Raw genomic sequence first — 13167 nt, 5'->3', positions numbered from 1 at the left:
TTCCTCGTCCACTGATGGCGTGGCGCGTCCTTCGTCCTGCTTCCGCCATTGTCACGCCGCGCGCGATTGAACGCGGCGGCGGGTTTCCTCGCGCATCTCGATCGCGACGTCGATCTGCCGGAGATAGGCGCGTTCCGCGGTCAGGGCGGCGCGCGCGGCGTCGGGTGTCGTGCGCACGAAGCGGATCGGCAGGTTGAGCCGCGCCTGCGCGAGTTTCCAGAGATCCGCGCGGATCACCGTGCCGATCTTCGGATAGCCGCCGGTGGTCTGCGCGTCGTGCATCAGCACGATCGGCTGGCCGTTCGGCGGCACCTGGATCGTGCCGGGCAGCACCGCATGCGACAGCAGCTCGACCGGCCGCTCGCGCACCAGCTCGGCGCCGGCGAGACGATAGCCCATCCGGTTGCTGTTCGCGGTGACGAGCCATTCCTCGTCCCAGAACGCCTGCTGCGAATCGGCCGCGAACGACGCGTAGTCGGGGCCCGGCAGCACGCGCACGGGCATCGCCCACGGCGCATGCGCGGGCCGGTGGCGGCGCGGCGGTTCGTCGACGCGCACGAACGCGCACCACGCAGGCGCCTTCACGCCGAATTCGGGCGCATCGGCTGCGAGGCAGCCGGCGCCGGCCGGCGGCACACCGACCGGAAGCCGATCGCCATCGCGCAGCGCGCGGCCGCCGAGGCCGCCGAAGCGCGATGCGAGATCGGTGCTGCGCGAGCCGAGCATCGGCAGCACGTCGATGCCGCCCGCGATGCACAGATAGCCGCGCATCCCGCGTTTCGCGGCCGGCAGCACGAGCGTCTGCCCGGCGTCGACCGGCAGGCTCCACCACGAATACACGGGCTTGCCGTCGAGCGTCGCGCCGAATTCGGTGCCGGTGATCGCGATGCGCGTCGCGCGCGTGAAGCGGAACGCGGCCGGGCCGATCGTGATTTCGACGGCCGCCGCTTCGGGGCGATTGCCGACCAGCCGGTTGCCGACTTCGAGCGCGAGGCCGTCGAGCGCGCCGCCCTGCGCAACGCCGAGATGGCGCATGCCGCGGCGGCCGAGATCCTGCACGGTCGACAGCGGGCCGGCGCGGACCACCTCGATCGTGCCCGGTGCGGTGTTCTGGCTCATGTCGGGTCGACTCCGGCAATGGTGAAGCGCACGCGGTCGCCGGGCAGCAGCAGCGTCGGCTGCGGCCGCACCGGGTCGAACAGCACGTGCGACGTGCGGCCGATCAGCTGCCAGCCGCCGGGCGACGTGGCCGGGTAGATGCCCGTCTGCGCACCGCCGATGCCGACCGAGCCGGCCGGCACTTCCAGGCGCGGCGCCGCGCGGCGCGGCGTGTGCAGCGACGCATCGAGGCCGCCGAGATAGGCGAAGCCCGGCTGGAAGCCGACGAAGAACACGACGTATTCGCCGGCTGCGTGTCGCGCGACGACTTCGTCGGCCGGCAGCCCGGTATGCGCGGCGACGGCCGCCAGGTCGGGGCCGGCCGCACCGCCGTATTCGACCGGGATCTCGATCTCGCGGCCGTCCGCATGCTCGACGTCGGCGGTTTCCCATGCGTCGCGCAGCGCGGGCGTGAGCGACTCGGCCGTCGCGGCGAGCGCGTCGAACACGATCGTCAGGTTGTTCATGCCCGGCACGACGTCGATCACGTCGGGCCATGCGCGCGCGATCTCGGCGACGGCCCAGACGCGGCGCTGGCAATCGAGCGTGGCGGGCGGCGGCACCTCGCAGACGAGGGCGGCATCGCCGAGCGGATAAATGCGGGGTTGCGTCATCGGACTGGCACGGTTCGGACGGCAATGTTAGCGCACATTGTCAATAACATATCGATAACTTACCAATAAGCGTTTTCGCCTAGCCCGTATACCCGGGCTTCTGACGTACACTCGGCACACCCTGACATCCTGCTTGCGCCGCCTTTCCATGAAGCGTCCCCCGACCAAGATCGTGTCATCCGAACACCTCGTTTCCGATTCGAGCGCGGAGCTGTCGGAACTCGAATACGGGCTCATCATGGCCGGCAATGCCTTCAACCGCTGGATGGTGCGCTGCATGTCGGCCGCGGGTGCGAAGGACATGACGGCGGTCGAGGTGTCGCTGCTGCATCACGTCAGCCATCGCGAACGCAAGAAGAAGCTCGCCGACATCTGCTTCGTGCTCAATATCGAGGATACGCACGTCGCGACCTATGCGCTGAAAAAACTGATCGCGCGCGGCTATGTGAAAAGCGAGAAGAGCGGCAAGGAAGTGTTCTTCTTCGCGACCGACGCGGGCCGCGAGCTGTGCATGAAGTATCGGGAGGTGCGCGAGCATTGCCTGATCGAGACGCTGAAGGACAGCGGCCTCACCAACGAGCAGATTGGCGACGCGGCGCAGTTGCTGCGCCACGCATCGGGCCTCTACGACACCGCCGCGCGCGCGGCGGCGTCGCTGTAAACGATTGCGGACAGGACGGTCGACGCGGTGACGCGCGGCATGCCGCAGACGCCGCGTCGCGCGCCCCGTCATCCGGCGGCCGGGTAAAGCGCGCCGTCGGTCACGATCCAGCGCATCGCGAGATCGTGCGCTTCGGCCGGCAGCGCATCCACGCGGCACGCTTCATACGCAATGCCGACCGTCACCGGCAGCGTCTCGCCCGGCCACACCGCGAGCGTGCGGTCGTAATAGCCGCCGCCATAGCCGAGCCGGTAGCGCTGCAGATCGAATCCCACACACGGAATCAGCAACAGATCGGGCACGACGACGACCCCGGACGCCGGCTCCGGAATCCGGTGATGCCCTTCGCGCATCGGCGTGTGCGCATCCCACGCATGGAACGCGAGCGGCGTGTGCTTCTCGCCGATCACCGGCAGCGCGGCGCGGCGACCTGAGCCTGCCGCGGACCACGCGAGCACCGCGTCGCGTGCGTCGAATTCGCCCGGCAGGGGCCAGTAGAAGCCGACCGTGCGCGGTGCGAGCCGTTCGAGCAACAGGCGCAGCCGCGCGTCGAGCGCGGCATTCGCGGCGGGCTGCGACGCGGCGTCGCGACGCGCGCCGGACAGCGCTTTGCGCAGTGCAACCTTCGGGTTCGGCACAGGGTTGCATGCTATGCTTTCGCTCACTTCGTGCTCCATTCAAAACGATGTCGAACAGCCTTTTCCGAGTATATCGCGCGGTCGCGTTCGCGCTTTCGGCCGCCGCGCTCGTCGCGGGCACGGCCGCGTGCGCCGCACCGAACGACGACACGCTCGCCGGGGACGACCAGATCTTCGTGCAGCTGCGCGAAGCCGCGCGCCGCAACGACGCCGCGAAGGCCGCGCAGCTCGCGGCGATGATTCCGAACTATCCGGTCCCGTCCTACGTCGAGTATTTCCAGATCAAGCCGCAACTGTTCGATTCGACGGGCCGCGCACGTGTCGACGCTCCCGACGCCCCCGTGCAGTCGTTCCTGCAGCGCTACGACGGCCAGGCAATCGCCGACCGCCTGCGCAACGACTACCTGCTCGTGCTCGGCGCGCGCCACGACTGGCGCAGCTTCGACGACCAGTACAAGCGCTTCGTGCTCGACGACGACACGCAGGTCAAGTGCTACGCGCTCGAATCGCGCGCGGCGCGCGGCGAGAACGTCGCCGAGGCGGCGCGCGCGCTGCTCGTCGAGCCGAAATACTACGGCGACGCCTGTGTCGACCTGATTACGGCGCTTACCGTCAACCAGCAGTTCACGAGCGACGACGTGTGGCTGCAGGCACGCCTCGCGTACGAGCAGAACTACACGACACTCGGCGGGAAGATCGTCGACGCGCTCGGGCCGCGGCCGGTCGGCTTCGACCAGGCAACCAGCGCGCCGCCGCTGTACCTCGCGCGCGGCGTCGGCCCCGACGCGGCATCGCACCAGCTCGCGCTGATCGCGCTCGGCCGCATGGCGCGCAACGATCCGGACGCCGCGGCGGGAATGCTGACGTCGATCGCCGGCTCGCTGACGAAGCAGGAGCAGGCGATCGCATGGGGTGCGATCGGCTACCAGGGGGCGATCAAGCGCTCGGCGCTCGCCTCGGTCTGGTATGCGAAATCCGCGAACGCGCCGCTGTCGAACCCGGGTTACGAATGGCGCACGCGCGCCGCGTTGCTCGTCGGCAACTGGCCGATGGTGCGCTGGTCGATCGAACAGATGCCGCCGTCGCTGCGCAGCGATCCGGCGTGGATCTACTGGCATGCACGCGCGCTCAAGCAGAGCGGCGACACGCTGCAGGCGAACCAGGAATTCGAGCAGGTCGCGGGCCAGTTCAACTTCTACGGACAGCTCGCCGGCGAGGAGCTCGGCCAGCGCACGTCGATCCCGCCGCGCACGAAGGTGAGCGACGCCGACGTCGACGCGATGAGCAAGATCCCGGGCTTCGCGCTCGCGCAACGCTTCTATGGGCTGAACCTGCGCCTCGAAGGCAACCGCGAATGGAACTGGCCGCTGCGCGGGATGACCGATCGCCAGCTGCTCGCGGCCGCCGAATACGGCAAGCGCATCGACCTGCTCGACCGCACGGTCAACACGGCCGACCGCACGAAGGCCGAGCACGATTTCACGCTGCGCTACCCGTCGCCGTACCGAGACATCGTCGAGCGCTACGCGCAGTCGACCGGCCTCGACGTCGAATGGGCGTACGGGCTGATCCGCCAGGAATCGCGCTTCATCACGAACGCGCGTTCGTCGGTCGGCGCGGGCGGGCTGATGCAGCTGATGCCGGCCACCGCGCAGATCGTCGCGAAGAAGCTCGGGATGGGCACGATCACGCGTGCGCAGATGCATGACATCGATACGAACATCCAGCTCGGCACCTGGTACCTGTCGGACATCTACAACAACTTCGACAGCTCGCCGGTGCTGGCGACGGCCGGCTACAACGCGGGCCCGGGCCGGCCGCGCCAGTGGCGCCAGGTGTTGACGCAGCCGGTCGAAGGCGCGATCTTCGCGGAGACGATTCCATTCAACGAGACGCGCGACTACGTGAAGAACGTGCTGTCGAATACCGTTTACTACGCGGCGCTCTTCGAAGGCAAACCGCAGTCGTTGAAGAAACGCCTAGGCATGATCTCGCCCTGATCCGCCATCTTCACACTGCCGCGCGAGACGCGGCAGTGTGCTTTTGAGGTCACCATCATGGATCGTCAGACCGTCGCGCTGTTGGGTGGCACCGGCTTCATCGGCAGCCGGCTCGTCAATGCGCTGATCGACGCCGGCAAGCAGGTGCGGATCGGCACGCGGCGGCGCGAGCATGCACGCCACCTGCAGATGCTGCCGATCGAGATCGTCGAGCTCGACGATCTCGATACGCGCACGCTGGCGCGGTTCGTTGCCGGCGCGCATGCGGCCGTCAACCTCGTCGGCGTGCTGCACGGCGGCCGCGGCACGCCGTACGGGCCCGGGTTCGAGCGCGCGCACGTCGCGCTGCCGGCCGCGCTGGCCGCCGCGTGCGTCGAAGTCGGCGTGCGGCGCGTGCTGCACATGAGCGCGCTCGGCGCCGATTCGCACGGCCCGAGCATGTACCAGCGCTCGAAGGGCGACGGCGAGGCCGCGCTGCATGCGGTCGCGGCGACCGATTCGCTCGCGCTGACGATCTTCCGCCCGTCGGTCGTGTTCGGCCCCGGCGACGCGTTCCTGAACACGTTCGCGAACCTGCAGCGCACGCTGCCGGTGCTGCCGCTCGCGATGCCCGACGCGCGCTTCCAGCCGGTGTTCGTCGGCGACGTCGTGCGCGCGTTCGTCAACACGCTCGATCTCGCGGCCGCGCACGGCAAGACCTACGAACTCGGCGGCCCGACCGTCTACACGCTCGAGCAACTGGTGCGCTATTGCGGCACGCTGGTCGGCCGTCAGGCACGCATCGTGCGCCTGCCCGACGCGCTCGCGCGGCTGCAGGCGAGCGTGTTCGAATGCCTGCCCGGCGAGCCGGTGATCACGCGCGACAATCTCGCGTCGATGTCGGTGCCGAACGTGCTGTCCGGGCCGCTCGCGCCCGAACTCGGGATCGCGCCCGCGAGTCTCGAGAGCATCGCGCCCGCGTATCTCGGCCATGCCGCGCGGCGCTCCCGCTTCGACTGGTTCCGCTCGCGCCGCTAGGCGTCGCGGGCCGTCGCTTCCGTCATTCACTTTCGCGCTTTTCGGAACCTCGCCATGAAACTCATCATTGGAGATAAGAATTACTCGTCGTGGTCGATGCGGCCGTGGCTGCTGCTCGCGCATTTCGGCATCCCGTTCGACGAGATCGCCATCGAGCTGCGCCGCGACGACACGGCCGCGCGCATCCGCGAGTATTCGCCGACCGGCAAGGTGCCGTGCCTGATCGACGACCACGGCGTCGCGATCTGGGATTCGCTCGCGATCGCCGAGACGCTCGCCGAGCGCTATCCGCAGTTCCCGATGTGGCCGGCCGATCCGCTCGATCGCGTGCATGCGCGCTGCATCTCGGCCGAGATGCACTCGGGCTTCGCCGCGCTGCGCACGCAGATGGGGATGAACGTGCGCGCGTCGATGCCGGGGCGCGGTGCGACGCCCGATGCGCTTGCCGACGTCGCGCGCATCGACGCGCTGTGGGGTGCATGCATCGAGGCATCGGGCGGACCGTTCCTGTTCGGTGAATTCGGGATTGCCGATGCGATGTATGCGCCCGTCGTGATGCGTTTCAACACGTATGCGCCGGAGTTGTCGCCGGAGGCGGCCGGGTATGCCGCGCGCGTGACGGCGCTGCCGGCGGTGCAGCGCTGGATCGATGCCGCGCGCCGCGAAACCCACGTGATCGCCGAATACGAACCGACGCCATGAACATCTACGCAGTAGGCGGAGCGATCCGCGACGAATTGCTCGGCGTGCCGGTGCAGGACCGCGACTACGTGGTGGTGGGCGCGACGCCCGAGCAGATGGCCGCGCAGGGCTTCCGGCCGGTCGGCAAGGATTTCCCCGTGTTCCTGCATCCGGATACGCAGGAGGAATACGCGCTCGCGCGCACCGAACGCAAGACGGCGGCCGGCTATCACGGCTTCCAGTTCTACTACGCGCCGGACGTGACGCTCGACGAGGACCTCGCGCGGCGCGACCTGACGATCAACGCGATGGCGCGTGAAGTGAGCCCGGAGGGCGCGCTGGTCGGCCCGGTGATCGATCCGTTCGACGGGCAGGCCGACCTGCGTGCACGGGTGTTCCGACACGTCGGCGACGCGTTCGTCGAGGATCCGGTGCGGATCCTGCGGATCGCGCGCTTTGCCGCGCGCTTCGCGGATTTCACGGTCGCGGACGATACGCTCGCGCTGATGCGGCGGATGGTCGACGCGGGCGAAGCGGACGCGCTGGTACCCGAGCGCGTGTGGCAGGAGATCGCGCGCGGGCTGATGGAGGTGAAGCCGTCGCGGATGTTCGCGGTGCTGCGCGAGTGCGGCGCGCTCGCGCGCATCCTGCCCGAGGTCGACGCGCTGTGGGGCGTGCCGCAGCGCGCCGACTACCACCCGGAAGTCGACACGGGCGTGCACGTGATGATGGTCGTCGACTACGCAGCGAAGCAGGGCTACTCGCTGCCGGTGCGTTTCGCGGCGCTCACGCATGATCTCGGCAAGGCGACCACGCCCGCCGACGTGCTGCCGCGCCATGTCGGCCACGAAGGCCGCAGCGTCGACCTCATCAAGCCGTTGTGCGAGCGGCTGCGGGTGCCGAACGAGTGCCGCGATCTCGCGCTGGTGGTCGCGCGCGAGCACGGCAACCTGCATCGCGTGATGGAAATGGGCGCAGCCGCGCTGGTGCGGCTCTTCGAGCGCAGCGACGCGTTGCGCAAGCCCGCGCGCTTCGCCGAGATGCTGCAGGCGTGCGAATCGGATGCGCGCGGCCGGCTCGGGCTCGACACGCAGCCGTATCCGCAGGCCGAGCGGCTGCGCGTGGCGCTGGTGGCGGCGCGCAGCGTCGACGCGGGCGCGATCGCGCGCGGCTTCGCCAACGATGCGATGCAGATCAAGGACGCCGTGCATCGCGCGCGCATCGAGGCCGTCAAGCAGGCACTGGCGATCGGGGAATAGTGCGCAAGCGCCGGGTGGCGTGGTGCGCCGCCCGGCCGGCTGCCGTCATTGTTTCGTGCGGGCGGTGGCGCGGCGGGCCGGGGTGGCGGCGGCCGGACGTTTGCCGGCGGCCGCGCGCGGCTTCCCGGCCGCTGGCTTGGCCGCCGGGCGGGTCGGCGTGTCGACGGGCGCGGCCGCGATCGAATCCGCGTCGCGCTCGCGCTTCGGTGCGGGTTTGCGGCGGCTCACGCGCGGTTCGCCCGGCGCCGCGCCGGCATCGCGTGCGAGCAGTCTGATCTTCATCGCCTCGGATCCCAGCTCGGCGCCGTTGTCGTCGAAGAGCGGCAGCGTGCCGACCGCGATCATTTCGGCGGCCCCGTCGCCAACGTTCGCGACGCGGTGGCGCTTCCTCGCGTCGAAGTGCAGCGAGTCGCCGGCAGACAGCGGGTAATCCTTCTTGCCGATCGTGTAGCAAAGCCGGCCGGTCAGCACGTACACGAACTCGTCGCCGCCATGCGCGACCCATTCCGATCGGTAGCCCTCCATCATCCGGACCTTGAGCGCGTTGATCTGACTGCCGTCGAAGGTGGTGGACAGCCGCTCGTACCACTGCGACGCGGCATCGACCGCGTACGGTTCGCGGCGTCCCGCGTGCGAGTCGGGCTGCGCCTGGCGCGGCTGGTCGATCAGCGTGCCGAGCGGCACGTTCAGCGCCTTCGCGACGTTGACGAGCGACGACAGCGAGATGCCGGTGAGGTGGCGCTCGACCTGCGACAGGAACCCGACCGACAGGTTCGCTTCGGTCGCGACTTCCAGCAGCGTCTTCTTCGCTTCCCGGCGCAGGCGGCGAATGCGCTGGCCGATACGCATGATGTCTGAATCCATGAATCTCTTTCGTGGCAACGAGTCGCAAGGCGAGCGGAGGGGCGGTGCCGTCGCCGGGATGCGGCTTTCCGCGAATCGCACGAAGCACGGCCGTCGGGACGACGATGCCGGCGCATTGTACCGCGCACGCCGGCGCCCGGACGCCAGGACGCCAGGCGCCCCGCGTCATGCAGGGCCGCGCGGGGCCGCGCCGCCGTCGCGCGCGGTGCCGGCAATTTTAGCCCTACGAAAATTTTGGCTTGACCTCGATTTCAGCGTGCACTAGATTCTGTCGCTCGCATCAAACAAAGTTAAGTGAGACAAAAATTTCCCCGAAAATCCGTCGACGGAACGACACCGCGGCACGGCTGCCCGCCGGGCCGCGCTTCGTCCCCGCACGGGCGGCGTGCCGCGCCAGGCATGCGCCGGCGCGTGACGCCGCCGGCCGCCGACAACAATCAATAACGGGTATCCGATGATCGATCGACTGAAATACAGCTTCTCCGGCCTTCCCTCGTACGACGCGTCCGTCGCCGACACGCAGGCCGGCCTGTCGCGACTGCTCGACGCCGCCCGGCTCGACGCGGTCGTGGTCACGTCGCAGGACGAATACATCACCGAATACCTGCCGCGCCGCAACAACCCGCGCTACGCGCTGTCGGGCTTCGACGGCTCGGCCGGCTGCGGGATTTTCCTGAGCGCGGCGACCGCGCAGGCGCTCGGCGTGCCGCCGTTCGTGCTGTTCGTCGACGGCCGCTATCACCTGCAGGCCGAACAGCAGTGCGACCCGGCGCGCGTGCGCATCGAAAAGCTCGGGATGAACGTGACGATCTGGCAGGCGCTGGCCGACTGGCTGCTCGCGCACGCGAGCCGGCTCGCGCGCGTCGGCTACGACGCGCTGCGGATCAGCGTCGCGCAGCGCGACCGGCTGGTCGAGCGCACGCAGGCGGCGTCGCTCGACTGGACGAGCCTCGTCGAGCGCGAAATCGACCGCGCGATCGGGCTGCCGGGCTGGGTGGTCGAGCGGCCGATCTTCGAACTGCCGGACGCGATGACCGGCGCGAGCGTCGCGGACAACCTCGACGCGCTGAACCGGCGGCTCGCCGCGCACACCGGCGCGGCGCCCGGCAAGACCGCGTTCTTCACATGCGCGTCCGACGATCTCGCTTACCTGCTGAACAGCCGCGGCTATCACATCCCGAATGCATCGTCGCACCTGGGCTTCCTGTTCGCGGTCGGCGAGCAGGTCGCGCTGTTCCTGCCGGAAGGCTGCGACCGATGTCCGGTCGAGCTGGCGTCGTATCCCGCGCTGCACGTGATCCGGCGCGACTTCGCCGAACTCGAGCGTTTCCTCGCGCAATTCGCGGTCGACCACGTGTGCTACGGGTTCGAATCGGTCAACTGGGCGCTCGTCGAGTCGGTGCGCCGCGTGTGGCCGCATGCGCGCCACGCCGATTTCAACCCGGTGGAGGCGCTGCGGGCCGGCAAGACGCCGGCGGTGCTCGACCGGTTCCGCGACGCGTTCGCGCGCAGCTCGGCGGCGATCGCCGAAACGATGCGCTGGGCGAAGGCCGGCGAGCCGGGGCAGCGCCATACCGAGTACGACCTGGCCCGCACGATCAACGACGCGTACGGCGCCCGCTCGGCGGTCGCGCTGACGTTCCCGTCGATCGCGGCGAACGGCGCGAACAGCGCATTCGCGCACTACACGGCGGCGAGCGCCGACGTCGAGCTGACGGAAGGCGAGCTCGTGCTGCTCGACAGCGGCGCTTACTACGACGCCGGTTTCGCGACGGACTGCACGCGCGTCGTGCTGCGTCGCACGCAGCCGGAGACGGTCGCGCAGCCGTGGCAGCGCGAGATCTACACGGTCGCGCTGAAGGCGTGCATCAAGGGGCTCGTCACGCGCTTCCCGAAGACGGCGACGGGCGGCGACGTCGATGCGACGGTGCGCCAGGTGTGCCGCGACCACGGCTACGATTTCGGCCACGGCACCGGGCACGGCGTCGGGATCCACGTGCACGAGGGCGGTGTGCGGTTCGCGCCGGGCGCGCAGTACGGGCTGGTGCCGAACGCGGTGATTTCGGTCGAACCGGGCATCTACCTGCCGGGCAAGGGCGGCGTGCGGATCGAGAACATCGTGATCGTGCGCGCGGACGACGAAGCATCGGACACCGTGGCGTTCGAGAACATCGTCACGGTCGGCTACGACTGGGACCTGATCGACGTCGAGCTGCTGAACGACGACGAGCGCGCGTACCTGCGCGACTACGAACGGCTTTGCGTGGAACGCGGCACGCAGGTCACCGCGTGTCCGCTGCTTTAAGACGGGGGAAGTGCGCGCGGCCGCGGCAGGGTCGCGCGATGCGCAGCCGGCGCGTCGGTGCGCCGGCGTGATCGGTACGTCAGTGGAATCGGGGCAATCGGTGAAGTCGGTGCAGTCGGGGCATCAACGCATCAGCGCCGACACACGCCCGTCCGGGCCATAGACCCCGGCCGGCGCGGGCGCCGAGCGCAGCACCGCGAGCGCGCGCTCGTTGTAGTCCATCCGGATCCGGATCAGCATCCCGTTGGTCGCATTGGCCTGGCGCGCGCGTTCGGCGGCCTGCAGCAGCAACTGCCAGCGGCCGGCGAGGCGGGCATCGCGCTCGGCGGCCTGGTCCATCCCTTTCTTGCCGGCCGGAAAGCCGAGCGCGGACAACTGCGTGTCGCGCGTGCGCTCGAGCTGCGCGAGCCGGTCGATCAGCGCGCTTTTCTTCTCGACGATGCCGGGCAGCATTTCAAGCGGCTCCGGCGTCGTCAGTGCCTTTTCCTCGTAGGCGAGCAGGGACGCGAACGCTTCGACCGTCGCGTGTTCGTCGTTGACCGTGGCCAGCAGCTCTTCTCTCATCGCGTCATGCTCGTCGCGCCGGCACGCGTGTCCGCATGCCGGCAAACCAGGGGACCGGTCAGGGCGTGACGGGCCCCGGGCCGGCTCAGTTGCCCTGCGGGCGCTGCTTTTGCAGCAGGTCGCGGGCGGTATTCAGTACGCCGTCGGCGATCTTGTTCACGTCGATCGTCAACGTGCCGTTGTTCAGCGCGTCCTTGATCGACTGGACGAGGGCCGTGTCGATGTCGGCGCTGCCGGAGGCCGACAGCGAACGCAGCTGGCCGGACAGACCCGACAGGTTCACGGTCGTGTCGCCGCCGGTCGATCCTGCGTCGGCCACCTGCGCGGACGACGACGATGCCGCGCCGGATTGCGCGCGGGTCGCGCCGTTGCCGGTCGACGCGAGTGGGCTCGGGTTCGGAGTGGAATCGATCTTCACGATGGGTTTCCTGTACGGTATGACCCAGATAACGGCCGGGTCGGCCCGAACTTTAGCATCGTGAGCCCGAAATCCTCCGAATAAACAATTCTTTACAATCTTGCGGCGCGATCCGTCCCTATAGCGGAATTTCCACGGTCCCGGCGTCCTTGACGATCGCCGTGACGATCTGGCCCGCCGCCATCCTGACCCGCACCGACTGGCCCGGCGCCGCATTCGCGAGCGCGCTGCCCTCGGCCGAGATCGTGAAGCCGGGTCCGGCCGCGACGACCCGCACCGTCTGGCCGGCCGACACCGACGCGGCACTCTTCAGCATGTCCTGGCGCAACGGCAGCCCGGCCGAGATCCGGGCCAGCGCGATCGCGCCGACCGCCTGCGCGGGATCGGTGATCACCGCCAGCGGCAGCACCGTCAGGTCGCCGTCGCGCGCGACGAGGTCGGCCGCGGTGAGCGGCTCGCCGGGCGCGATCTGCCGAGCGGCGACGTAATAGGTGGCCTGCACGGCGACCTTCGCCTGCAGATAGACGGTCCACGGCCGCTCGCCGGCGCAGCGCACGCCGACCGTCGTGCGGCCCCACAGGCGCGCACCGGTCGGCAGGAACGGCTCGAGCGTCGTGCACGCGGCGAGCCCGCGCGGAAACGCGGCCGCGACGGTCGCGGTGGTCTTGCCCGGCAGGCCCGCGACCTGCTGCTGCAGGAACGCGAGGGCCGTGCGCCGGATCGTGTCGGGGTCCTGCTGGCCGGGCAGCGTGGCCGGCTGGGACGCGGTGGTGGCCTGGGCCGGGTTCACGGCAGCGCCCGGCGCGCGAGAGGCCGGCGCGGCTGAAGCGGCCCGGGCCGCCGCCATGCGCGCGGCGATGGCCGCTCGCGCGGGATTCGATGCGGGTTCGGCCGTGCCGGCGACGACGGTCGCGACGGCACCCGGATCGGCGGCGCGCCGCGCGTCATCGCCTGCGTTCGTGCGCGCGGCGGCGTAGGCGGGGCGCGG

Annotated in this window: 13 protein-coding genes; 6 read left to right on the top strand and 7 right to left on the bottom strand. The window is 69.7% G+C overall.

Features of this window, described 5'->3' with window-relative positions:
• Window positions 1-51: 51 nt before the first annotated feature.
• Together BTE28158_RS19780 and pxpB are read right to left on the bottom strand one after the other, a co-directional pair.
• Window positions 52-1119 (bottom strand): 5-oxoprolinase subunit C family protein, encoded by a 1068-nt coding sequence (locus BTE28158_RS19780; protein ID WP_151049584.1) that lies wholly within the window; start codon window positions 1117-1119, stop codon window positions 52-54.
• Window positions 1116-1772, bottom strand: coding sequence for a 5-oxoprolinase subunit PxpB (gene pxpB, locus BTE28158_RS19775; protein WP_059607384.1), 657 nt, complete (start codon window positions 1770-1772; stop codon window positions 1116-1118). The genes BTE28158_RS19780 and pxpB overlap by 4 nt, the downstream gene beginning before the upstream one ends.
• A 148-nt stretch (window positions 1773-1920) precedes the next feature.
• Between pxpB and BTE28158_RS19770 the strand changes: the two genes are divergently transcribed.
• On the top strand, window positions 1921-2433 hold the full coding sequence (locus BTE28158_RS19770) for a winged helix DNA-binding protein (RefSeq protein ID WP_059607383.1): 513 nt from the start codon (window positions 1921-1923) through the stop codon (window positions 2431-2433).
• Between the two features lie 68 nt (window positions 2434-2501).
• Here BTE28158_RS19770 and BTE28158_RS19765 read toward each other — a convergent pair whose 3' ends face one another.
• Window positions 2502-3110, bottom strand: a complete 609-nt coding sequence (locus tag BTE28158_RS19765; protein WP_059607382.1) for a 5-formyltetrahydrofolate cyclo-ligase — start codon at window positions 3108-3110, stop codon at window positions 2502-2504.
• A gap of 8 nt (window positions 3111-3118) precedes the next feature.
• Between BTE28158_RS19765 and BTE28158_RS19760 the strand changes: the two genes are divergently transcribed.
• Genes BTE28158_RS19760 through BTE28158_RS19745 form a run of 4 tightly spaced genes read left to right on the top strand, consistent with a single transcriptional unit; the run spans window position 3119 to window position 8028 of the window.
• Window positions 3119-5071: a lytic transglycosylase domain-containing protein gene (locus BTE28158_RS19760; protein WP_124902957.1), complete on the top strand. Its 1953-nt coding sequence runs from the start codon at window positions 3119-3121 to the stop codon at window positions 5069-5071.
• A 57-nt stretch (window positions 5072-5128) separates the two neighbouring features.
• Complete coding sequence (locus tag BTE28158_RS19755; protein ID WP_174909397.1) at window positions 5129-6088, top strand: complex I NDUFA9 subunit family protein; 960 nt, start codon at window positions 5129-5131, stop codon at window positions 6086-6088.
• 54 nt (window positions 6089-6142) lie between these two features.
• A complete protein-coding gene (locus tag BTE28158_RS19750) occupies window positions 6143-6790 on the top strand; it encodes a glutathione S-transferase family protein (protein ID WP_059607377.1) in 648 nt (215 codons plus the stop codon).
• A complete protein-coding gene (locus tag BTE28158_RS19745; protein ID WP_124626953.1) occupies window positions 6787-8028 on the top strand; it encodes a multifunctional CCA addition/repair protein in 1242 nt (413 codons plus the stop codon). Before BTE28158_RS19750 ends, BTE28158_RS19745 begins: the two co-directional genes overlap by 4 nt.
• Window positions 8029-8073: 45 nt before the next feature.
• On the opposite strand, the gene BTE28158_RS19740 is transcribed toward BTE28158_RS19745, so the two are convergent.
• The gene (locus BTE28158_RS19740) at window positions 8074-8892 is read right to left on the bottom strand and encodes a helix-turn-helix domain-containing protein (protein ID WP_174920043.1); all 819 of its coding nucleotides are present in this window, start codon (window positions 8890-8892) and stop codon (window positions 8074-8076) included.
• A gap of 454 nt (window positions 8893-9346) precedes the next feature.
• On the opposite strand from BTE28158_RS19740, the gene BTE28158_RS19735 reads away from it, so the two are divergent.
• The gene (locus tag BTE28158_RS19735) at window positions 9347-11197 is read left to right on the top strand and encodes a M24 family metallopeptidase (protein WP_151052513.1); all 1851 of its coding nucleotides are present in this window, start codon (window positions 9347-9349) and stop codon (window positions 11195-11197) included.
• Between the two features lie 123 nt (window positions 11198-11320).
• Here the strand turns inward: BTE28158_RS19735 and BTE28158_RS19730 are convergent, their stop codons facing one another.
• The 3 genes from BTE28158_RS19730 to flgA form a co-directional block, all read right to left on the bottom strand.
• Window positions 11321-11761 (bottom strand): flagella synthesis protein FlgN, encoded by a 441-nt coding sequence (locus BTE28158_RS19730; RefSeq protein ID WP_039317824.1) that lies wholly within the window; start codon window positions 11759-11761, stop codon window positions 11321-11323.
• Between the two features lie 85 nt (window positions 11762-11846).
• Window positions 11847-12179 (bottom strand): flagellar biosynthesis anti-sigma factor FlgM, encoded by a 333-nt coding sequence (flgM, locus tag BTE28158_RS19725; RefSeq protein WP_059607369.1) that lies wholly within the window; start codon window positions 12177-12179, stop codon window positions 11847-11849.
• Between the two features lie 118 nt (window positions 12180-12297).
• Window positions 12298-13167 (bottom strand): flagellar basal body P-ring formation chaperone FlgA (gene flgA, locus BTE28158_RS19720; RefSeq protein ID WP_174920041.1); only part of this gene is annotated, 870 nt, incomplete at its 5' end.

This window comes from Burkholderia diffusa, from assembly GCF_902499115.1.
Lineage (GTDB): Bacteria > Pseudomonadota > Gammaproteobacteria > Burkholderiales > Burkholderiaceae > Burkholderia > Burkholderia diffusa.
The sequence above is the reverse complement of the archived record's forward strand: the minus strand, read 5'-3'. Positions and strand labels throughout refer to the sequence as shown.